Source organism: Clostridiales bacterium (genome assembly GCA_015243575.1).
GTDB lineage: Bacteria > Bacillota > Clostridia > Peptostreptococcales > Anaerovoracaceae > Anoxybacterium > Anoxybacterium hadale.
This window is the reverse complement of the sequence record CP042469.1, coordinates 844,779-866,097: the sequence shown is the minus strand read 5'-3', so window position 1 is coordinate 866,097 and position 21,319 is coordinate 844,779. Positions and strand designations below refer to the sequence as shown.

General features: G+C 44.4%; 21 protein-coding genes. 10 read left to right on the top strand and 11 right to left on the bottom strand.

What is annotated here, in order from left to right; translation table 11 throughout:
• Positions 1-118: 118 nt before the first annotated feature.
• The 5 genes from FRZ06_03725 to sppA all read right to left on the bottom strand — a co-directional run bounded on the left by FRZ06_03725 (position 119) and on the right by sppA (position 5,596).
• Positions 119-895: an AAA family ATPase gene (locus tag FRZ06_03725; GenBank protein ID QOX62516.1), complete on the bottom strand. Its 777-nt coding sequence runs from the start codon at positions 893-895 to the stop codon at positions 119-121.
• 85 nt (positions 896-980) lie between these two features.
• Entirely contained in the window at positions 981-2,888 is a 1,908-nt protein-coding gene (gene cooS / locus FRZ06_03720; protein ID QOX62515.1) for an anaerobic carbon-monoxide dehydrogenase catalytic subunit, read from the bottom strand.
• 21 nt (positions 2,889-2,909) lie between these two features.
• Positions 2,910-3,473, bottom strand: a complete 564-nt coding sequence (locus tag FRZ06_03715) for a 4Fe-4S dicluster domain-containing protein (GenBank protein QOX62514.1) — start codon at positions 3,471-3,473, stop codon at positions 2,910-2,912.
• Between the two features lie 279 nt (positions 3,474-3,752).
• Positions 3,753-4,388: a Crp/Fnr family transcriptional regulator gene (locus FRZ06_03710; GenBank protein ID QOX65816.1), complete on the bottom strand. Its 636-nt coding sequence runs from the start codon at positions 4,386-4,388 to the stop codon at positions 3,753-3,755.
• A gap of 215 nt (positions 4,389-4,603) precedes the next feature.
• Positions 4,604-5,596, bottom strand: a complete 993-nt coding sequence (gene sppA, locus FRZ06_03705) for a signal peptide peptidase SppA (GenBank protein ID QOX65815.1) — start codon at positions 5,594-5,596, stop codon at positions 4,604-4,606.
• A gap of 314 nt (positions 5,597-5,910) precedes the next feature.
• Between sppA and FRZ06_03700 the strand changes: the two genes are divergently transcribed.
• The 8 genes from FRZ06_03700 to FRZ06_03665 all read left to right on the top strand — a co-directional run bounded on the left by FRZ06_03700 (position 5,911) and on the right by FRZ06_03665 (position 13,812).
• On the top strand, positions 5,911-6,306 hold the full coding sequence (locus tag FRZ06_03700) for a GntR family transcriptional regulator (GenBank protein ID QOX62513.1): 396 nt from the start codon (positions 5,911-5,913) through the stop codon (positions 6,304-6,306).
• Positions 6,290-7,186 carry an ABC transporter ATP-binding protein gene (locus FRZ06_03695; GenBank protein QOX62512.1) on the top strand — a complete coding sequence of 299 codons (897 nt, stop codon included), beginning with the start codon at positions 6,290-6,292 and terminating at the stop codon, positions 7,184-7,186. The genes FRZ06_03700 and FRZ06_03695 overlap by 17 nt, the downstream gene beginning before the upstream one ends.
• A complete protein-coding gene (locus FRZ06_03690) occupies positions 7,161-9,380 on the top strand; it encodes an acyltransferase (protein QOX62511.1) in 2,220 nt (739 codons plus the stop codon). Before FRZ06_03695 ends, FRZ06_03690 begins: the two co-directional genes overlap by 26 nt.
• A 160-nt stretch (positions 9,381-9,540) precedes the next feature.
• Positions 9,541-10,839: an aminoacetone oxidase family FAD-binding enzyme gene (locus tag FRZ06_03685; protein ID QOX62510.1), complete on the top strand. Its 1,299-nt coding sequence runs from the start codon at positions 9,541-9,543 to the stop codon at positions 10,837-10,839.
• 230 nt (positions 10,840-11,069) lie between these two features.
• Positions 11,070-11,636 (top strand): N-acetylmuramoyl-L-alanine amidase, encoded by a 567-nt coding sequence (locus FRZ06_03680; GenBank protein QOX62509.1) that lies wholly within the window; start codon positions 11,070-11,072, stop codon positions 11,634-11,636.
• Positions 11,637-11,855: 219 nt separating this feature from the next.
• Positions 11,856-12,233, top strand: a complete 378-nt coding sequence (locus FRZ06_03675; GenBank protein ID QOX62508.1) for a GntR family transcriptional regulator — start codon at positions 11,856-11,858, stop codon at positions 12,231-12,233.
• A 41-nt stretch (positions 12,234-12,274) separates the two neighbouring features.
• Positions 12,275-13,183 (top strand): ABC transporter ATP-binding protein, encoded by a 909-nt coding sequence (locus FRZ06_03670; protein ID QOX62507.1) that lies wholly within the window; start codon positions 12,275-12,277, stop codon positions 13,181-13,183.
• On the top strand, positions 13,180-13,812 hold the full coding sequence (locus tag FRZ06_03665; protein ID QOX62506.1) for an ABC-2 transporter permease: 633 nt from the start codon (positions 13,180-13,182) through the stop codon (positions 13,810-13,812). Before FRZ06_03670 ends, FRZ06_03665 begins: the two co-directional genes overlap by 4 nt.
• A gap of 5 nt (positions 13,813-13,817) precedes the next feature.
• Here FRZ06_03665 and FRZ06_03660 read toward each other — a convergent pair whose 3' ends face one another.
• Genes FRZ06_03660 through thrS form a run of 3 tightly spaced genes read right to left on the bottom strand, consistent with a single transcriptional unit; the run spans position 13,818 to position 17,216 of the window.
• Positions 13,818-14,909: a zinc ribbon domain-containing protein gene (locus tag FRZ06_03660; GenBank protein QOX62505.1), complete on the bottom strand. Its 1,092-nt coding sequence runs from the start codon at positions 14,907-14,909 to the stop codon at positions 13,818-13,820.
• Between the two features lie 3 nt (positions 14,910-14,912).
• Positions 14,913-15,266 carry a DUF2007 domain-containing protein gene (locus FRZ06_03655; GenBank protein ID QOX62504.1) on the bottom strand — a complete coding sequence of 118 codons (354 nt, stop codon included), beginning with the start codon at positions 15,264-15,266 and terminating at the stop codon, positions 14,913-14,915.
• 42 nt (positions 15,267-15,308) lie between these two features.
• A complete protein-coding gene (gene thrS / locus FRZ06_03650) occupies positions 15,309-17,216 on the bottom strand; it encodes a threonine--tRNA ligase (protein QOX62503.1) in 1,908 nt (635 codons plus the stop codon).
• A gap of 182 nt (positions 17,217-17,398) precedes the next feature.
• On the opposite strand from thrS, the gene FRZ06_03645 reads away from it, so the two are divergent.
• On the top strand, positions 17,399-17,992 hold the full coding sequence (locus tag FRZ06_03645; protein QOX62502.1) for a hypothetical protein: 594 nt from the start codon (positions 17,399-17,401) through the stop codon (positions 17,990-17,992).
• A gap of 118 nt (positions 17,993-18,110) precedes the next feature.
• Here the strand turns inward: FRZ06_03645 and FRZ06_03640 are convergent, their stop codons facing one another.
• Positions 18,111-19,007 (bottom strand): hypothetical protein, encoded by an 897-nt coding sequence (locus tag FRZ06_03640; protein QOX62501.1) that lies wholly within the window; start codon positions 19,005-19,007, stop codon positions 18,111-18,113.
• Positions 19,008-19,231: 224 nt separating this feature from the next.
• Between FRZ06_03640 and FRZ06_03635 the strand changes: the two genes are divergently transcribed.
• Entirely contained in the window at positions 19,232-20,119 is an 888-nt protein-coding gene (locus FRZ06_03635) for a PHP domain-containing protein (GenBank protein ID QOX62500.1), read from the top strand.
• Positions 20,120-20,211: 92 nt separating this feature from the next.
• Here the strand turns inward: FRZ06_03635 and FRZ06_03630 are convergent, their stop codons facing one another.
• Together FRZ06_03630 and FRZ06_03625 are read right to left on the bottom strand one after the other, a co-directional pair.
• Positions 20,212-20,661, bottom strand: coding sequence for a hypothetical protein (locus FRZ06_03630; protein QOX62499.1), 450 nt, complete (start codon positions 20,659-20,661; stop codon positions 20,212-20,214).
• Positions 20,662-20,664: 3 nt separating this feature from the next.
• Positions 20,665-21,078, bottom strand: coding sequence for a hypothetical protein (locus FRZ06_03625; GenBank protein QOX62498.1), 414 nt, complete (start codon positions 21,076-21,078; stop codon positions 20,665-20,667).
• Between the last annotated feature and the right edge of the window lie 241 nt (positions 21,079-21,319).

The window sequence follows — 21,319 nt, the reverse complement described above, 5'->3', positions numbered from 1 at the left end:
CGCCTTCGTCAAAGGAGCACTGTTCCTGTTCCATTAAAGTTGTCATTTTATCCTCCCTATCGATTCACCAGAATTGTCACCATCTAATACAGCAAAGATAAAGAACTAGATACAAAATTCATTCTCCTTCTGCCATGAGACGTTCCTGTATTTTTTTCAGAGCAAGAACAGATGCTCCATTCCCTGCATCAAACAATGCTCTTCTGTTTAAGTCTGCTTCAATGATATCCTGACAGAAGGGCAAGGAGCCCAGATAAGGGATCTCAGGCAGACAGGTTCGGATAAATTCCGCATCTTCCTCACCCCGCAGCTTGCTTCCGATGACAAAAAGCTTCTTGATCCCCACATCTTTCGCCAGGCTTCTGATCCTCAGAGCGGTTTCAATACTCCGATATCCCGGCTCCGCAACGATGATCATAACGTCCACTGCGTCAGCGGTTCCCCTGCCAAGATGCTCAATTCCTGCCTCCATATCCATAATAACAACCTCATCTCGTTCCACCAAAAGATGACGCATCAATCGTTTCAGCAGGGTATGCTCCGGACAGACACAGCCTCCTCCGCCCTGCTCCACCGTGCCCATAACCAAAAGCTTAACACCTTGATGATCGACGCAAAATTGATCCGGAAGATCGTCAACCTTTGGGTTGAGGATAAACAAGCCGCCATAGGATTCAGAGGCTTCTGTCCTCTCAGCCGCAAGCTTCCTCATCTTAGAAAAAGGCATTATTTTCTTTGAAATTTCTTCCGGGACTCCCAAAGCAGACGCAAGATTTGCGTCCGGGTCTGCATCGATGGCCAAAACCTTATATCCTTCCTCTGCAAAGATTCTGGAAAGGGTACCTGCGATGGTGGTTTTTCCTACACCACCTTTTCCTGTTATCGCAATTTTCACATCTGCCCTCCTTTGCGCTTGATTAATTTATCCTGATTTGGCAATAGAAGATAAGCCACTGTTGAATAAGACTTAAAAACCACGCTTATATACCTAGCCCCGCTCTGCGCGTTTCGATGGCTCCCAAAAGCTTGGCTGCGGCGGCCTTTGGTTCTGTTTCAACAAAGAAGTAACCGCCGGTGAGATCTTTTACGCCTTCTGTCAGAACCTTGGTAACCAGCTCTGATCCCAATATCTGGGGTACGACGCCCAAATGGGTGGGAAGCCCAAGGGATACCGCCCAAGTGCCGATGGCCATAGCTTTTTCCGACATGCATTCCGGCGCAGAAGCTGCAACGGGCAGCTTGTCAAGATCCACACCGATTTTATTTGCAAGAGCTGTTGCAACGGCAACGGCTCTTGTATTGTCAACGCAGGAGCCCATATGTAAGATCAGCGGCAGAGGCCCGGAAAGTCCGGCAGCCTCACCAATTGCTGTAAGGACTGCTTTCAGGGTATCTCCGGCATACGCTTCCGTAGCTTCGGGGGTCATCAGCCCTGCTTTGGCAAAGGCCCCCGCTCCGCAGCCCGTGGCGAGCATCAGCACATTCTTTGCCGCAAGTTCCCTGGCGATGGCAGTAAAGGCATGATCCTGCACCACATTAGGATTGTTGCATCCTGCAAACAAAACAACGCCGCGGATATTTCCGTTGACGATATTGTCAAGAAGCGGCTTCAGCGGGTCATTCGGATCCACTGCACTGAGAGCCGCGACGATGGCTTCAGTACTGAACCCAGCATATGCTGTTTGTGTAATGTCAGAAAGATTGACTTTGGCGGGATTTCGCCTTTTATATGCCTCAATGGCCAGTTTCACGATCTTTCCCGCGCTCTCCTTTGCTGTTTCCGTACTGAATTCTACATGGGTTGCTCCCGAAATCTTACAAGTAGGCATTGTGGTGATGAGCTCTGTGTGGAAACAATCCTTTACCGCCGCAAGGGATGGCATAATGCACTGTACATCTACGACCATGGCATCCAATGCCCCGGTGACAACAGCCAATTCCTGGGACAGAAAGTTGGTCGCCAAAGGAATGCCCCTGCGCATCATAACCTCGTTGCCCGTGCAGCACACGCCCACAACATTAATTCCATCCTTTGCCCCAGCCTTGATGGCTTCCTCGTTCAATTCCGCTGCCAAATCGCATACTAACTCACTGAGCAGAGGGTTATGACCATGGACTGCAATATTAACGGCAGCTTCCTTGATCACGCCAAGATTTGCTCTAGTTTTCACTGGTGTCGGGGTTCCGAATATAGCATCCGACAAATCCGTAGCCAGCGCCATTCCCACATAGTCGGCGAGAGCGCATTTGATTCCGCCCAAAAGCAGGTTGACGGGATCTGCATCGGTTCCAATATGGGTTCTGGCCATGATCTCGGCAATTGAGCCATTGATGTTCCCGGGAACCACTCCCAGCTTTTCCAGCTTTTCCACCCGCTCTTTCGGTAGTGTTTTATCAAACCAGCTGCAGTGAATCGATTCATCTTTTCGGAAGAAGTCCTCAAGGGTGGCTTCCGCCACGGCACCCGCCACTTCATAAAGGTCGCGGCCTTCCTGAGGCAGGCCAAGCTTATCGGCTACACTCCGCAGCTTCGCTTCGTCTTTGATCTGATATCCTTCCGCTTTTTTCTCACTAATCTCGAGGAGCGTAAGGGCAATATGTTTGCCGTGATCAGAATGGGCCGCAGTTCCTCCCGCAATCCCCCGGATCAGATTTCGCGCGACGATGGTATCCGCATCCGCACCGCACACACCTTTGGATGGCCCCTCTCCGAAGGGGTCGATTCTGCATGGTCCCTGCCAGCAAATACGACAGCAGATTCCCAGCGTACCGAAGCCGCATTGAGGCTGCTGCTTTTCAAAGCGGTCCCATACGGTTTCAACTCCGGCTTTTTTTGCAAAAGGCAGCATCTGTTTTACTGCCTGGTCAGCAGAAAATTCTTTGTTCATAGATCCTTCCTCCTTACCCTCTCATTTTTCTCTGCCGGAAGCCACTGCCGCAATTTCTTTTGCTCTTGCTTCCATTGATCTTTGAATCAAGTCCTCATAATCCACAAGGGCGATTGCCTTTGTGGGACATGCCTTTACGCATGCACAGGCTTCACCGTCAATTCCTCCATTTGCCTCGACGCAAAGATCACATTTCAGAGCCTTTGCTCTTTTTATCCGTCCGTCTCCTTTTCCCTGTGCCTCTGACCTGACGCGAATGGCGCCGTAGGGACATACCATTGCACAGCTTTTACATCCGATGCACAGATCCCTGTTTAGAAAAACCATACCGTCCCGTTGCCCAATGGCACCAGAAGGACAGACCTGGGCACATGGTGCATCCTCGCATTGCCGGCATTGAAGCGGTACTTTGACGTTCTCTGCCTGTACCACGCGATTCCGCGGTCTGATCTTGTAGCCTTCAAGAACAGCCGTAAACAAATCCGTTTCTGCGTGGACAAGGCCGCAAGCAAGCTCGCAGCTTTTACAACCCAGACATTTTTGCGGATCTGCATAAATGAAATAGTTTTCCTTCTGATCTGACATGAAATAACCTCCTCTCATTCTTGATTCCGACACAAAGCAATACCGCGGTGCGATACCAACGGAAATGAATATCGGACTGCTGCCGTAAAAATGCAGGCAGCAGCCTCTGGTTCTAATTCAATTGTAACAAAGTTATAAAATAAATCTGTCAGATAGGAGACATTAGTCTTAATTTTCTGAAATTTAGACTAGAAATAATTTCGCTGCAGTGATGGAGACTCGATATAATTAATACGGTTTCGACTTTTAGAGCTGGATATATTTGATACGGTTAAGACTTTACAGTGATTTGAGTTTTTCCAGATCCGTGATCAGAATTGTTTTTCGGTTGATTCGTTCCATGATACCAAGACGGCAAAATTCGCTGAAAATTGAAGATACAGTCTGCCGGGAGGCTCCGACGATCATCGCAACCTGACCAGTATCCTGACCGATTTCGATCAAAATCCCCTTTTCACAGAGAATTCCCTTATCTTCCGCCATAGAAAGCAGATATTCTTTCATTCTTTGATTGGTATTTTGAAAGGCAAGATTGGTAATGATGGTAAAGGAGTTTTTCAGGAGATCTCCAAGGACCTTGACGGTATTCATGGCGAAGGTGGGATTTTGCATCATGATCTGCCCAAAATCTTGGGTTTTGCAGATCAGCAGCACACAGTCACATAACGCCTGTGTAAATGCGCGGGTATGGGTAGAGTATGCGTCACCGGGCTCCAGAATGGACAGGGTGAATTCTTTATCATTGGATGCCAAGAAAATACGGACCTTGCCTTCCTTGACGATAAACACATTGTTATCACCATGGTTTGGATGATAGATGAGCTCCTTCTTGCGATACTTTTTTTCATGGAACATAGATAATAAACCGGCATGTTCCGGCAGGCTAAGGACATTCAAAAGATTCTGATCCGGCATTCCCCTTCTTAACACGGCACTGCCCCTTTTCCTTTGAAAGATTTGATCGTTTTCTAATTGAGCTTTCTATAATTATAGAACTTTCCATCCCCATAGAAAAGAATTCTTTTTGTAAAAATACAAAAAGGCGTCTCCGGCAACATTCGTAAGCCGAGAACGCCTTCCCATAAAGATCGTAAAATCTCTATCTTATTGCTTCTATTTCCTAATTACAGCTACTTCAGCAGTTCGCATTCATAACTGATGGGAAAATGTTGATCCTTCTCGATGACTTCCATCAGTGCGGATACATCACCATTCTTTAAATCAGGAATTTGCACTCCTCCCAGGAAGCTTCTCCAAAAAGAATTATCCTGATAAACAACATCGATCACTTCACCACTGAGATCATACGACGCTCTCATGTCGTCCACAGCATCTTTGAAAGTTCCAATATCATCCACAAGTCCCAGATCCAAGGCTTGTTTTGCAGTATAGATTCTGCCGTCCGCAAGTGCTTTCACATCCGGCAGGCTAAGATTTCTTTCCTCTGCCACAATTCCTGTAAATTGGTCATATGCATCGTCAACAAGAGATTGAAAAATTGCCTTCTGCTCTTCTGTCATCGGTTCAACAGAACTTCCCATAGCCTTATTCCGCCCTGCGGTTATGGTTTCGGTTTTAATCCCGTATCGATCAAGCAATCCCGAAATGTCATAAAGCGTTCCAATGGTAACGCCGATGGATCCGGTCCAGGTATTCCTATTTGCAAAGATTTTATCTGCAGCTGCCGAAATATAGTACCCTCCCGAAGCCGCCATGGAGCCCATTGCAGAATAGACCGGACGCCCTGTCTTATCCTTATACTCCTTTAGCTTGAGATAGAGTTCATCGCTTTCATAAACACCGCCTCCGGGAGAATCCACAAACAGGATTAAACCCTGATTGTTCGTATCCGCTATCATTTCGTCAATCTTATTTAAAGTCCAGTTGTGCTGATACCCTACCGGCAAACCGAAGGTATCTGACTGTCCGGACATAATTGATCCCTCTACATAAAGCGTTGCAATATATGGTCCATTAGCTGCAATATCCTTTTCCTGTCCGAACATGGTGTTTTTTATTCCATTCCCAATCAATGCCAGTATCACGATACCAACTATGATACATCCAAAAACCATCAGACTTTTCCTGAGCCGTTTTTTCCCGGGTTTCTTCTCCTGATTCATTGCTTCAATGTCATATTCTCTGATTTCTGTCATTTCTAATCCCCTTTCAATTGATCTCATTCCATTTTCCACTTTTTTATCATCAATGTCAATGTGAAAGGTAAAAATGCGCGTATTAAAAACAGTTGACAGCGTATTACACCATGTAGTACACTATGCACATCAGGTGTATTATATCATTTAGTACACTTGCAGCTGAATAGGATCGATTCAATTGACGAAAATATAGGAAGTGCTGATTTAATGGAGGCCTATACAGATGGTCTCACTGAATGAAATTTGCATTTCCTGAATAGAAAAGGAGGGTTAGAATCATGTTTCAGCTTGATTTGAAAAGCCGAAAATCAATTTATGAGCAGATTGTTGATAATATTAAAGAGCTCATCATAACAGGCATATTGAAACCGGAAGATAAAATTCCATCGGTACGGGAGCTTTCAAAAACCCTCACGGTAAATCCCAATACCATACAAAAGGCATACAGGGAGCTGGAGTATCAAGGATTTTTGTACACGGTTTCCGGCCTAGGTACCTTTGTTGCTTCTCCATCGGACTTACCGGTGGATGAGAAAAAAATCAGCGAAGCAAGAGAGCACCTGAAGGGTTGCATTAGAGAACTGTTTTATCTTGGCTGTACTCTGGAAAGAATCAGATCCATCATGAATGAACTACTGGAGGAAAGGAGTAATAGGAATGATAAAGGTAAGTAATCTTGACAAATCCTTTGACGGCTTTCGGGCACTTTCCGATTTAAATCTCAATGTCAGGAAGGGTTCCATTTATGGATTGGTAGGAACCAACGGGGCCGGAAAGACCACCCTGATCAAGCATGTAACCGGTGTTTTGAAACAGGATCAGGGAGAAATACTCATTGAAGGAGCGCCTGTTTACGAAAATATCCCGGTGAAAGAACGAATGGGTTTTATACCCGACGATCTCTACTTCTTCGCATCCTATAATTTAAAGGAGTCTGCCAAGTTCTACCGCTCCATTTATCCCAATTGGAGCCAGGAACGATATACCCATATGGTAAAGCAGTTTGAACTGAATGAACGGCGTAAGCTTTCCAAATTTTCCAAAGGAATGCAGAAGCAGGCCGCTTTTATCCTTACCATGTCATCCATGCCCGACTACTTGATTCTCGATGAGCCCATTGACGGTTTGGACCCAATCATCAGAAAGCTGGTATGGAAGTACATCATTGAGGACGTGGCAGAAAGAGAAATGACGGTTCTGGTTTCCTCCCATAATCTGCGTGAGCTGGAAGGGATCTGTGACTCTATCGGCATCCTCTCCAAGGGGAAGATGATGATCGAACGAGATCTGGACGAATTGAAATCAGACATCCATAAAATTCAGGTAGCATTTAAAGAAAGCAGTGATGATCCATACCAGGGTCTGAACGTCCTTCATAAGGAATCCAGAGGGACCGTAGACCTTTTAATCATCCGAAATAAAAAAGAAGATGTTGAAAGCGTAATCAATGAAAGCCATCCGGTGATCTTTGACATGCTTCCCCTGTCCCTTGAGGAAATTTTTATCTATGAGTTAGGAGGTGGCGACAATGAAATTGAAGGCATCATATTTTAGTATCTCAAAGCCGCTCATCTTGGAAAATTTGCGACGTTTTTGGGCGCTTCCTGCCCTGGCATTCCTGGTTTATTTTCTGTCAGGAGTTTTTCCTGTTTTGATGTCCTACAATCGCCTGAATAATATGGCGAGCTATATCGATATGTCACTGAAAAACCAGCAGCCCTTTTACATGTTTGCCCATTTGATCTTTCCCATCGTAGCAGCTGTCGTGATTTTCCGATATCTGCAGGGGATCAGTTCGGTGTCTGTGATGCATTCCATGCCCTTTACGAGAACGAAGCTCTATAATAGCGGTTTTATTTCTGGATTGATCCTCATCGTGTCTCCAATCCTGGTCAATGGCTTGATTCTTCTTGCCATCAGCAAACCGGTTTACAGAATGTATGGTACAGAATCCGGGATGATGATCAATGAAGTGAATGTCTTTGCAAGAGCAGATATCCTGAACTGGATCTGGGTTTCCATCCTGATCGCAGTGGTCATCTACGCAGTATCTGTCTTTGCTGGAATCGTGACAGGAAATGCACTGATGCATTTTGCAACGGCAATCTGGTTTAACTTCCTGATTCCCGCACTGTATGCTGTCTTCATCGCATACTTCTCCCAATTCCTTTATGGCTTTGATACTGCCGGAAACTGGGTTGAATTCGGAATGAAAATCTCACCATACCTCAGTGTATTGCAAAATCAAGGTCATCTGGGACTATTCAGCACGATTTATTATTTGATCAGTGCCATAGTGCTCTTTATTATTACAGGCTTTCTATATAGAAAAAGAAATCTGGAGCACGCAACGGATTCTCTGGCCTTCAGTTTCATGGAGCCCATCATATGCTATCTCATTGCATTTCTTGGTATGACATTGCTTGGATTCTACTTCCAGGTGCTGGGGAAATCCGAATTTTATATGTATGGAGGTCTTGCTGCAGGTACCTTGATCTTCTTTATCATCGGGCAGATGATTGTGAAAAAGACCCCCAGGGTTTACAACCTGAAAAGTTTAAAGAGTCTGGGCATCTATGCGCTCATCGCTATTGTGTTCATTTTGGGTCTGCGATTTGATCTCACAGGCTTTGAGAAGAGAGTACCAAATCCTTCCAAGGTGGGAAGCATGACCTTTTCTGATGATTTTATGAGAAATTACAACAATTACTACTATAGCAGCAGCGGCTATACCCTTTTCAAAGGGGATGAAAAGGGTTTGCTGTTCAAAGATCCTGCAAATATAGAGGCGGCAGTCAATTTGCACAAAATGCTGGTCGCAGATAAGGAACGGCTGCAAAAACCGGAGGATGTATATGCAGGCAGTCTCGCACTTTCCTATAACCCTGATTCCCTATTTCCGCTGAGCAGGCGCTACACGCTGGACTATGTGACCTTTGGTAAAAGCCCCGACTTTAAGCAGATTTATGAATCAAAGGAATACAAAGACTATTTTGCTCCCAGCAATTTAAACTACGAAAAGCTTGACAGTATCCTTGTCAGCACTGATAAACCCAATGTGGAAGCGGTGGAAATTAAACGGGCAGCTGATCTTGAGGAGTTCATGAAGTGTCTTGATCTGGACTTCAAAGCACAGAAGTTTGAAGACAGAGTTGACTTAAAGCACGGCTATGCCACTGCCAGCATCAATTTTATGTATAAAGATACCAGTTCCAATACACCGGAACGGCTGCTGAACAACAATATAGCTTTCAAAATAACAGAAAGCTATACCAATACAATTCAGTGGCTCGAGAGCAAAGGCTATGGAGAGCGGTTCAAAGACAACACCGCAGATATCGAGTATATCGAGATTTATCATTATGTCCAAAGCGAGGATCAAGATGACAATCGCTACCCTGCCGCAGCTGAGTATTCCTATAGCGGAAATGGTGTCATGGGAATAGTAGGAACTTCAAAAACCGGTTCTGTAGAGATTCCAACCATGAAAATCACAGATCCCGATCAGATCAAACAGATTCTCGAAAGCTATGAAACGTCGAATATCGTTTATTCCGATTATTACTACGGCACCATTTTCTACAAGGGGAGCGTATTGAACCAACAAAATTATGGTTCGTCGTATGCGAAGGAAATGGCCGAAAAATACGGAGCGGACTATTCTACCAGCGAATCGGGCTATCCCATGGTAAACATTTACTTCAATGAAGGAAATATCCCGGATTTCGTACTGGACTATTTTCAGTAAGGAATTTGGTATAAAAACCAAGGTATGATACAAACTAAAATCAATTCAAAATAGGGGTTTTATAAACGGCTGTACAGTTATATATTGTACGGCCGTTTCGTTTCCGAACCACAAATACGCCAAGCAGCACTTTGTCAACCAATGCAATATATGATACAATGTGCTTCATACTACTCATACGGAGGAACCGAACTTGACATATGATTTAATAATAATTGGAGCCGGTGCTGCCGGCCTCTTTGCCGGAGCTTCCCTCCCAAATAAAATTAACGGACTGATCCTGGAAAAGAGTGCTTCACCCGGAAAGAAGCTTCTGATGTCCGGTGCAGGGCAGTGCAATCTGACACATGGAGGAAGTATCAAGGATTTCATTACCCATTACGGTGCACGCGGAAAAAAGATCAGAACGGTTCTCTATCGTTTCAGTAACGATTCCGTCATTGACTTCTTTGAAAAAAATGAGATTGCCCTCTTTGAACGAGAGGATGGTAAGATCTTTCCCAAATCACTCCGTGCGAAGGATATCCTAGACTGTCTGACATCTCAATGTCAGCGAAATGGAATGAAATTATGTTTTTCGACTCCGGTCGAAAACATCTCCTATCGTGAACCTGCTGAGGGCAATGATGGACTTTACGTGATCCAAACTGGAAGCTTTGTTTTCACTGCAAAGAAAATAATTATTTCAACAGGCGGCTGTTCCTATCCGTCCACTGGATCAGACGGCAGTCTTTTTCCTGTTTTGGAAGCATTGGGCATAGCAGTCAAACCTTTGCACCCCGCTCTGGTTCCGATTCATGTACAGCAATACCCATACAGTGATCTTTCCGGAATTTCCTTTCAGAATGCCGCTGTTACTCTTTATTCAAAAGAAGGCAAACGGGTTGCAGAGAACATCGGCCCTTTGTTGTTTACACGCAATCATTTTTCAGGACCTGGTATTTTGAACCTATCAAGATATGTTACGGAGGGAATGCAGCTCTCATTAAGCTACTGCACTGGAAAATCGGATGAGGTCTTAATCAAAGAACTCACCACTGCCCTAAGCAGCAGCAGCAAGCAATTGCTCACAGAGCTCTACGAATACTTCAATGGGAATCGCAATGCAGAAGGGCGTGAATCGGAAATGCCGAAACGATTTTTGGAAACACTTTGCAGGCGTGCAGGTACTGATCCTGCGGTAAAAGCTTCTGCCGTCAGCCGTATTCTGCTCCGATCCATTGTGAAACTCTTGCTTCAGGATCGGTTCACCATATCATCAACCGACGGCTTTTCCGCTGCCATGGTCACTGCAGGCGGAATCTCACTTGATGAAATCAATTTGAAAACGATGGAATCTAACCAATACCTCGGTATGTATTTTGCCGGAGAAGTTCTCGATGTTGATGGGGACACCGGTGGTTACAACCTCCAGTTCGCATTCTCGTCTGGGTGGCTTGCCGCAAACAGTGCAGTTTAATGATTCCTGCACGAGTACCCGTACGAATCAATAAGTCCATATATTTAACAGGTTCAGTGATTATGGATTGCCATAACCAACTGTAATTGACCGCACCATCAGCCCCTCCCCTTCATATAATGGATATCATAGTATCAAATAGAATGGGGCATCTCAGAAACGGAAGAGACAGCCGGGTTTAGCATGTCACAGCATCTGTTTTGAGTCGCCCTAATTAACAGGAGAACAATATGGCGATAAAGATATTCATTGATCAGGGCCACAACCCTGTGAATCCAAACGCGGGAGCGGAAGCAGGCGGTTTTCGGGAACAAGATATCAACTATGAAGTTGGCGTCAGGCTGGCCGCTCTCCTGAACAGCAATCCGAATTTTGAAGCACGTTTATCAAGAAACTCTCCAACGGAGCAGCTTGGTACAAGTACGACCACAAGCCTGCAGGCAAGAGTCGCTGCTGCCAATCAATGGGGCGCAGACTTTTTTATCAGCCTTCACTGCAATATCAGTGAAATCCTCACTGCCAGCGGGAGTGAAGCGTACGTATACCAAGCAGACTCTCCGGCATATTACATGGGCGAACGTATCCTGGAAGGTATAAACTACTATACAGGCCTTCCCAACCGTGGTGTAATGGTCAGAACGAATCTTTATGTCCTGCGCGCCACCTCCATGCCTGCCGTCCTGGTGGAGATGGGCTACATGTCAAATCCGATCGATCTCAATCTGCTGGTAAATGATCCCCAAAGCTTTGCCCGAGGTATTTACAGCGGAATTCTGACATATTACGGCCTTGAGTAGACTAACCCCTGCCTGGAAGATGTAATTCTGTAGTCGCTTCAACTTAAAGTTGAAGCGATTTTTATGTTGCTCTCTATTTCGCTTTTCGCGCCTCTGGCGTCAGGCATTTTTTTTAATACTTTTACCAAACTTGCCTTGACAGGATCATTTTAAGGAGTTATATTGTATATAACGTATATATACAATATTTATATCATATACTTCTTTCAAGGAGAATAAATGGATATCATTATCAGCAATTCTAGCAGCAAGCCGATTTACGAACAAATATCGTCTCAAATCAAAGGAATGATACTGAACGGCTCGCTGAATGAAGGGGATGCCCTTCCGTCCATGCGGCTTCTGGCAAAAGAACTGCGAATCAGCGTCATTACAACCAAACGCGCCTATGAGGATCTGGAGCGAGACGGCTTTATTGAGACCGCAACGGGCAGAGGCAGTTTTGTTGCTGCAAAAAACCTGGAGTTTGTTCGCGAAGAGAATCTTCGTATCATCGAAGAAAACCTTCGAAAAGCTGCTGATCTTGCTATTACAGCAAATATCAGCCTTGACGAAGTAATCGAAATCCTTACCCTATTTATGAAGGAAACGGAATAGACGGCTTATGAAATCAGCCTAATACAGGAGGTATAAAACCGATGAATCATCGTGCAGATACAATACGGCATTCCAATAACCAATTCACGCAGCATTCTATTGAGATCGCTAATCTCTCCAAAAGTTTTGACCAATTTCAGCTCAAGGATGTGAACCTCACATTACCGAAAGGCAGTATTATGGGCTTTATCGGAGAGAACGGAGCGGGAAAAACAACTACAATAAAACTCATACTGAATCAGCTAAAGGCTGATGCAGGAAAAATTTCAATTCTGGGATATGATCATATCCGGGAGGAAAAAAAGCTAAAGGAAGAAATTGGTGTGGTTTTTGATGAAAGCTATTTCCACGATAATATTAAACCAAAGCACATATCTAAAATTATGGAGCGCATTTATAGAAACTGGGATTGTGAGATGTTTTCTCGTTACCTGAAGGCATTCCGTCTACCCGAGGATAAAATTACAAAGGATTTTTCCAGGGGTATGAAAATGAAACTCTCCCTCGCCACTGCTCTTTCGCATCATCCTAAGCTATTGATTTTGGATGAACCCACCAGTGGTCTTGATCCGGTGATCCGAAATGAGATTTTAGACATCTTTCTTGACTTTATTCAAGATGAGGAACATTCCATACTGTTTTCTTCTCACATCACCAGTGATCTGGAGAAGGTTGCCGATTACATCACCTTCCTCCATGAAGGAACGATCCTGTTCAGCGAATCAAAAGATGAGCTTCTGGCAGACTATGGTCTGCTCCTATGCGGCACTGCTGATTTCTCTTCCGTTGATAAAGGGGATATCATCGGACACAGGGAAAATAGATTCGGCCATGAAATGCTCATCAGAAAAAAAGACGAAATGTCAAAGAAATATAAGGGGTTAACCATAGATTCTGTTACGCTTGAGGATATTATGCTGTTTTATGTAAAGGGGGTTCAATTAAAATGACAGGTTTACTTTTAAAAGACTTTTATTCACTGCGCCAATACAGTAAGACCATGCTCTTTATGCTTGTATTTTTCGCATTCCTTAGCGCAGGCATGGATAATCCGGCTAGCTTTTTTGAAGGGTTTATGGTGATCATGTCTATGATGATGGCAATCTATTCTTTTTCATATGACAATTTAGCAAGATGGGATCGTTTCGGGCTTTCACTGCCTGTATCGAGAACAGAAGTGGTTGGAGGTAAATATTTACTCTCTTTAATCCTCTGTCTCGCAGGAGGCATTTTGGCCTTTATCCTTTCCTCAGTAATTCTTGCGTTCAGACCTGTTGACGGCTTTGGACTTAAAGAACATCTTTTTTCGCTGGCTGGGGTCTCGTCCATGGGAATTTTTCTTTTCAGCCTTCTTCTTCCCCTGATCTTTAAGTTTGGCGTGGAAAAAAGCAGATTGTTCCTCATTGCCATCTTTGCCGCTCCGACGGCTGCTGTTATCTCCTTCGGCCAATTGGGGGTTGAGCTTCCCTCTCCTGCGGTTCTGCTCGGTTTGTTGAAACTCCTGCCGCTGATTGCAGCTTCCTGTTTCATTCTTTCTTTTCTGATCTCCTGCAGAATCTACGGTTCAAAAGAAATTTAAGGCGATCATACGGGAAGTCCGTTAGCACCATTTTCCTGACCGGGTATGACGATTGGTTCTATGGAAAGGCAAGCCAGCTTTGAAGCGGGTCCCGTGCTTTTCCATTCCCCGGTTTTGTGATCCAGTTGATAAGTAATTTCCTTCGTGCCAGTCAAATTAACGTATGCAGTCTTAAGCTCCATATATACAATCACCCGGTCCGTTCCCGAATCCATGTCAAGGCTATGGGCAATCACTTTCACATTACTGTAGGTCCAGTCTGAAGGCAGGTCTTGATAAAGATTTTCATCAGCCAGAACGATTTTGCTGTCAACACCTTTTGGAGCTTCTTCCTCTTTGGATTTTTCGCCAGCCGCTGACTTTTCCTCTTTTTCTCCATTTCCGGATTTATCAGCCTTTGCCGCTTTTGCCTCTTTTGCCTCTTTCGCCTCTTTTTCCTTTTTTGCAGCTTTCGCTTCTTTTTCTGCCTGCTCAGAATCCACTGCTTCCTTCAGCTTCCAACCGCCGAGAAGACCCTTTTTGTAAAAAAGATTGTAGCTCTTTTGAATGGTGCCTTTTTTCGAAGTGGTTTCTGCTTTGGCATAGACTGTCTCCTCTTTCCCCTCTTCTGCAGTGTCTCTTCTTTCAATCTCCAGACTATTGAGCTTTACTTTTTCTTCCTTTTCCAGATACTTTTTTAGATCTTCAAGAATCTGCTCATCGTCAGGAGGTTCTTTATCGCCCAAAAGCGCAGCGGGATTTGGAAAATCAAAGGGCAGTTTTTTCGTCAGAGCAGGTAAATCAATTGGTATTTCAGGCAGCTTAGGCAAATCAAAGGGCAGCTTGTCCTTCACCGTTTGGCTTATTTTTGTATACGCCTTATTTTCTTCAAGCCCCTGTTTCACCCTGTCACAGCCAAAAAGCAAAAAAGCAACAACAAGAATAAGGATCAAAATCGCTGCCGGTACTAAGATCCTCTTCCTGCGTTTCTTTTTTTCGCCTTTTTCACCATTTTTTGCTTTTTTATCTTTTTTCAAAGCAGGAGGAACTTTTGCACCGCATTTGATACAAAAGTTGCTCCTTTTTCTTATTTTTTTACCACAATTGCTGCAACGCATATATTATTTCTCTTCGGTTTCGTCTTCACCTTTCCCGATTAATTCATCCAGCTCCTCATCGGTTAAGGAATCAAAATCAACGGGTTCGCTGGGGAACTCATCCCCGTCTAAGGGTACGGCTATAATAACATTTTTTGCATCCTCCAAAGTCTCCTCAGGCACATAGAGCTCAATGGGAAATGCACTATTGGATCCCATGAATATTTCAAGAAAATTGCTGGCTCCTTTAAACTTCTTTATCGATGGTATGCCTTCACTCCTCAGCTTAGATTCGAGTATATCCGCTTCAAAGCTGTTCTTGGCTGTGCAGAGATATACTCCATCCCGCCACTCTTTCTGATCCTTCTTTTCAAACATGGCTATCCAATCCTTTCCCTGTTTTCAGTTGAAATTCAGATTCTAGCAGACCTTATCTTCGATTTCTTTCTTCAGTTTCTCGATAAATTCATCTAGGTTTAAGGCGCCCAGCTCGCCTTCTTTGCTGGAACGCACCGTTAACGTATTCGTTTCCGTTTCCTTTTCACCGATGACACCGATATAGGATACCCTTTCGTTTCTTGCTTCTCTTATCTTATACCCTATTTTTTCGTTTCGAACATCAACTTCAACACGAAAACCTTCTTTTAAAAGCCTCTGTCCAACGGCCTCTGCATATTCTGCAAACTTTTCAGTAACCGTCAGCAGTTTTACCTGCACCGGAGCGAGCCACAGCGGGAATTTTCCTGCGAAATGCTCGGTCAGGATCCCGATAAAGCGTTCAATGCTTCCGAAGATTACCCTGTGAATCATGATAGGCGTATGCTTCTCTCCATCACTTCCGACATAGGTAAGCTCAAAGCGCTGAGGCATCTGGAAATCCAGCTGGATTGTTCCGCATTGCCAAGTTCTGCCGAGGCAGTCCTCTAGATGGAAGTCGATTTTAGGGCCGTAGAACGCACCGTCTCCCTCATTGATGATGAACGGCAAACCCTTTTCTATCAGTGCACCCTGCAGCGCACTGGTGGCCATATTCCATTCTTCCTCAGTACCCATAGAGTCTTCCGGTCTGGTGGAGAGTTCAACATGATACTTAAAACCAAAGATATTATACACGTAATCAATAAAGTCGATAACGCCTACGATTTCATCTTTGATCTGCTCAGGTAGCATAAATATATGAGCATCGTCCTGAGTAAAGGTTCTAACTCTCATGAGTCCATGTAGCGCTCCGGAAAGTTCATGTCTGTGAACCTGCCCCATTTCCGCCATTCTCATGGGGAAATCTCTGTAGCTGTACATCTTTCTTTTATAAGCAAGCATCGCGCCGGGACAGTTCATCGGTTTCACCGCATAATCCCCCTCGTCGATCTTGGTAAAGTACATATTATTCTGATAGTGGTCCCAATGTCCCGAAGTATGCCAAAGAGCCTCACTCAAAATCAGCGGTGTTTTTATTTCCTGATAGCCCCTTTCCCTGTGGGCTTTTCTCCAGAAGTTCTCCAGTTCATTTCGGATGACCATGCCCTTGGGCATGAAGAATGGGAATCCTGGGCCCTCTTCATAAATAGCGAAGAGATCCATTTCCTTTCCGATTTTTCTGTGATCCCTCTTCTTTGCTTCTTCCAGCCGCTCCAGGTATTCGTCGAGCTGCTTCTGCTTGGGGAAAGAAGTTCCATAGATTCTCTGAAGCATCTTATTCTTTTCGCTGCCTCTCCAATATGCTCCGGCAACATTCATCAGCTTAACGGCCTTAACCGCACCGGTGGAGAGCATATGAGGACCGGCACAAAGATCGGTAAAATCCCCCTGCTTATAGAATGATATAATCGCATCCTCAGGAAGGTCTCTGATCAGTTCAACTTTATAGGGCTCCTGACGCTCCTCCATATATTTTACGGCTTCTTCTCTGGGCAGTTCAAACCGCTCCACGGGGAAGTTCTCCTGAACAATCTTTGCCATCTCTTTTTCCAAGGCTGCAAGGTCTTCATCAGAAAAACGGTGTTCCAGATCGAAGTCATAATAAAATCCGTTGTCAATGGCCGGGCCTATGCCAAGCTTTGCTTCCGGGAACAGACGCTTTACCGCCTGCGCCAGTATATGAGAGCTGGTGTGGCGGAAGGTATGATTTCCGTCTGTATCCTCAAACTTCAGGATTTCCAAATCGCTGTCTTCCTCCAGCTTATAATCAAGTCCCTGTACCTTGCCGTTTACTTTTCCGGCAACCGCTTCTTTAGCCAATCCGTGATGAATGGATTTTGCCACATCCAAAATGGATGCGCCTTGATCTGCTTCTCTGACGCTGCCGTCCTTCAATGTAATTTTTATCATAAATACCTCCTGGTTCATAACTCTTGTTTTATCTTACTCAATAATTGACAATAAATTTGCCCAATATTATAATGCATCTGTAGAAAATCAAAGATACTGGAATATTTTTACTGCAAGATTTGGGCAAAAATCAATGAGGCGATAGACAGTTTGCCTCACTATAATTATATGCAATAGGATGAATTTGTCAAGAAAAGGGAGTGGAAACGTTGAAAATAGTATGTATCGGCAACAGTATTGTTAATGGCTTTCCCCTGAAGCGAAGCCAGTGCTTTGTCAGTCTGTGGAGAGAAGCCTCTGGCCATGAAATCATAAACAAAGGGGAAAATGGTGATGTTTCCTCTAATATTGTGCTCCGCTTTCAGCGAGATGTCGTTGCCCACAAACCATCAGCCGCAGTGGTGCTGACGGGTACCAATGATTTTATATATCAGCTTGAAACACCACAAGGGGTTCTTGCATATATGAATGAAATGGTATTGATAGCACGAGCCAATGCAATCGAGCCGATTCTGATGACACCGCTGCTGACCAGTCCGCTCATGGCATCAAAGCTTTGGTTACCGGACATTGACTATGCTGAAGTAAACCATAAGCTTATGTCTCTTCGTTCACGATTATTGGAGTATGGCGAAAAAAACAACGTGAGAATCATTGATGTACAGGCAAAATTTGCAGCATTATACTCAGAAGAAAATCCATATGAATATCTTATCGATGGCCTACACCCTACTGTTGAGGGTCACTTGGCAATTGCAGGTTTCTTTTCATTTTAGCATTTTCCAGGGTTACCTTGGCATCCTGACGATCCTTCGGATGTATCCGTATTATCCTGAGGATACAGCCTAGTTGTTCTATGGAATCCAGTTTAACAACAGCCGTATCTGGGTTACGCTACGGCCAAACCTCCTCCGGATTAACACCAAAAACCTGCACCACATCAAAAAGATCGCTGTTTGCAATATCTTTTGGTGTGACCAGCCAAGAGCCGTCGGAGTCTATATCATATCCAAAATGCATATATGGATACCAAACCAAATGAGAGCACTGGGTCTTCTTGACTTCCAGAGGTGCCTTATTCGGTATTCCTGTGAAAAGTCCATAGGGTATCCCATTAAAATTTTCCTTCGCATATTCGGCAATTCGCTCTGCATCTCCCTTGAAATCCTCCTTCAAACGAAGCTGAATATAACTAGGGAAGGTTTGCCATTTGCTTGTATTTTGAAGGAGAGATGGATTCCCCAAAAGGATTGCTTCAAGTGTCTCTCCCCGAGTTGCATCGGTAACAATTGCCGCATGTCCATGCCTCCACCCCACCGTATGGGTTGCTTTCGTGATCAAGACATCACCGTTCTTCAAATCAGCGATTTCGAAGCCTTTAACCGGTGCTCCATCGTCGTTTCTGATTCGCTCCTCATTAACAAATATCGCTACATTGCGGCATTCGTAATCCCCGGAAGCAAAGAAATTATTCTGGTACTCTTCTATGGTCCGTTCTCTGCGAATCCCTATATTATTTAAAAAAATCTCATCAACAGCAGCCTTGCCCAACCCGGTTTGAAGAAATAGAGCATGATAGTCATCTTCTGACAATTGCGCCTTGACAAGGATGGAATCTAAATCGATTTTCTGGTAATCCGGCTTCCACACGCCGCTTCCCTCCGGAAGAACATCCAAAGCAATCAGTATTACTGCCAGTAGAACAAAAATCAAGATCCCCAGCTTTGCTCTCCTTAAAATTGTTTTTTTTCCTGTTCCGATCTGAGTTTTAGCATTCTTAACATTCATCATGATTACTCCGTATGGAAAACACTCTCCATTAAGCTTTGATATCGTTGCCGCGGCTGTTATTATCTCCATTTTCATTGATATTATCATTATACCAAAAGCAATCAAACTGAGATATCCCTTTCTCTTCCATATCGATAAATAAATCTGCCTATTTGGAACCAGAATTGTAATATGATCCATATCATAGTAAAATAAATTGATTGAATGATTCTAAGGAGGCTGACATGATCGATCTTCATCTCCACACCACTTCATCTGATGGTTCTGATGAGCCGCAGTTGATTTTAAAGAAAGCCGCCCATGCTGGGCTGCGATATATTTCCATAACCGACCATGACTCTATGGAGGCTTATCATAAGCTGAAAGAGGGAAAACACAGGGAATCCTATCCGGGTGTTCTGATACCGGGATGTGAATTTTCTGTTGTTCACAATAAAATGCCCATCGAGGTACTCGGCTATGGCCTTGATTTTGATACCATCGCAGAATCCGGTCTGTTATCCGACGAACGGTTTCTGGAACGAGAAAACCAATATATCAATAAAATGAAAGAGATATGTAAGAACCTGGGAATCCAGATGACAGATACGCTCTCAATAACGAGCGGAAAGCCTTTCGCAACTCAGGTAATTCATAGGGATTTAAGGAAATATCCAGAGAACGAAATGTTCTTCTCTCAAGAAATATGGGGCAGCATCAACGCATTTTACCGTACCTGCATCAACAACGAAGAAAGTCCCTTCTTCCTGAATCAAGCGAAGGATTATCCTACAGTTTCAGAGATAGCAGCTCTAATCAGAAAGGCAGGAGGGAAATCTTTTTTGGCTCATCTTTATGGGTACTTTGCAGAAAACCATTTGGAGCTGCTGGATTCCATCGTGAGCCTCCGAGCCCTTGATGGCATTGAATGCTACCATTCCCTCCATGATAAAGAAAAAACGGAATTTTTACTCGGATATTGCAGAGACAACCGTCTCTTAGCATCAGGCGGCAGCGATTATCACGGCGCTCTGAAACCATCCGTGTTTATCGGTGAAAGTATCAAGGGCATGAGAATACCCTTTGAAATATTGGAACCATGGCTTCCATCCGTGAAAACTTTTTCTATTTAATAGGACTTGAATTGAAAAACTCCCGAACTGCGCAGCAGTCCGGGAGCGGAACGATATATCTGCTGCGGCAGCTCAAGCTGAAAAACACTGATCTACTGTGGCAGCTCATACCGGGCTGCCCTCGTTATTTCCGTTACCTCAAAAAAAGGCAGCGCAAAGAGATCTTGTGTCTTTGCGTTCAGCGTGACAGTTACTGATGGAATATTGTTGCGCTCATCACTTTCTGGATCGTTCTCGTATCCCAAGTGATCATCCTGAAAGACTACCTCATAGGAGATACGACTTCCCTGAGGAAGGGGAGCTGCTGCCATACCATGCTCTAAGATATATTCTATGTATTGTTTTCCCTCTTCGTAGGAAAAGTGAAAGTTCCCTTGTCCATACGCTTCTCGGTCATAGTACAGCGCCGCCCCGGCTGCACACTCTTCCGCAGTTGCCTTTAAAAAGTTCCTGCTCTGCACATATCTTCCCATATCCCCTTGGTAGGAAAGAAAACTGACATGGATCACAAAAATCGCCATAAATACAATAAAAACTTTCATCGCTCAATCTCTCAACCGCTCACTGGCAGTCCAGCTTTCAATGGTATACATCCCTTGATTGTCCGCATCAGAGATGCCAAAAAATCGATTACCTGCCATGATCTTTTCGATGGGAACTGAGACCTTATAATAAATCAGCTCTCTTTCGTCAAAGGCTGTGGTGCGGTACTGAGGAACCGCCTCGAGTGCCAGAATCATCTCTCCTTCTGTGACTCCAAACGTGTCCGTGATCTTAGTTGAGAGTTCGTTTCTGATACTAGGCGTAAAGCAGCCTTCCTGCTTGGCCTGTTCCTTGGCTTGATACACATATTCCTGAAATCGGTTAATCCGTTCATTATTCTTCTGATCCAAAGCATATTGAAACAGAAAAACCAACATAATGGGCAATACCCCCATTAGAACAATAAGCTGTTTCATAATTCACCTTCTCTCGACCACAAAGTAATCCTCAAGGATTGTTCGTCCTGACTTGAATTCCCTGTTCCCAGATGTCACCCACCACATTGATAACCGAGCTGTCCGCAGGTCCCATGATCATATTGTAAATGGTAATCCCCAGAAGAATCGTGCTGCAAAGTACAATGAATTGCTTCATCGGAGCCTCCCCCCTTTCATCAAATTCCTCACGGAGAGGTAATTGTTACAATTCTAGAATTGG

Bases quoted from the DNA above. Each gene is read 5' to 3' on its own strand.
- cooS (QOX62515.1), bottom strand. From the start codon at position 2,888: ATGAACAAAGAATTTTCTGCTGACCAGGCAGTAAAACAGATGCTGCCT.
- FRZ06_03715 (QOX62514.1), bottom strand. From the start codon at position 3,473: ATGTCAGATCAGAAGGAAAACTATTTCATTTATGCAGATCCGCAAAAA.
- FRZ06_03710 (QOX65816.1), bottom strand. From the start codon at position 4,388: ATGCCGGATCAGAATCTTTTGAATGTCCTTAGCCTGCCGGAACATGCC.
- sppA (QOX65815.1), bottom strand. From the start codon at position 5,596: ATGAATCAGGAGAAGAAACCCGGGAAAAAACGGCTCAGGAAAAGTCTG.
- FRZ06_03700 (QOX62513.1), top strand. From the start codon at position 5,911: ATGTTTCAGCTTGATTTGAAAAGCCGAAAATCAATTTATGAGCAGATT.
- FRZ06_03695 (QOX62512.1), top strand. From the start codon at position 6,290: ATGATAAAGGTAAGTAATCTTGACAAATCCTTTGACGGCTTTCGGGCA.
- FRZ06_03690 (QOX62511.1), top strand. From the start codon at position 7,161: ATGAAATTGAAGGCATCATATTTTAGTATCTCAAAGCCGCTCATCTTG.
- FRZ06_03680 (QOX62509.1), top strand. From the start codon at position 11,070: ATGGCGATAAAGATATTCATTGATCAGGGCCACAACCCTGTGAATCCA.
- FRZ06_03675 (QOX62508.1), top strand. From the start codon at position 11,856: ATGGATATCATTATCAGCAATTCTAGCAGCAAGCCGATTTACGAACAA.
- FRZ06_03670 (QOX62507.1), top strand. From the start codon at position 12,275: ATGAATCATCGTGCAGATACAATACGGCATTCCAATAACCAATTCACG.
- FRZ06_03665 (QOX62506.1), top strand. From the start codon at position 13,180: ATGACAGGTTTACTTTTAAAAGACTTTTATTCACTGCGCCAATACAGT.
- FRZ06_03660 (QOX62505.1), bottom strand. From the start codon at position 14,909: ATGCGTTGCAGCAATTGTGGTAAAAAAATAAGAAAAAGGAGCAACTTT.
- FRZ06_03655 (QOX62504.1), bottom strand. From the start codon at position 15,266: ATGTTTGAAAAGAAGGATCAGAAAGAGTGGCGGGATGGAGTATATCTC.
- thrS (QOX62503.1), bottom strand. From the start codon at position 17,216: ATGATAAAAATTACATTGAAGGACGGCAGCGTCAGAGAAGCAGATCAA.
- FRZ06_03640 (QOX62501.1), bottom strand. From the start codon at position 19,007: ATGATGAATGTTAAGAATGCTAAAACTCAGATCGGAACAGGAAAAAAA.
- FRZ06_03635 (QOX62500.1), top strand. From the start codon at position 19,232: ATGATCGATCTTCATCTCCACACCACTTCATCTGATGGTTCTGATGAG.
- FRZ06_03630 (QOX62499.1), bottom strand. From the start codon at position 20,661: ATGAAAGTTTTTATTGTATTTATGGCGATTTTTGTGATCCATGTCAGT.
- FRZ06_03625 (QOX62498.1), bottom strand. From the start codon at position 21,078: ATGAAACAGCTTATTGTTCTAATGGGGGTATTGCCCATTATGTTGGTT.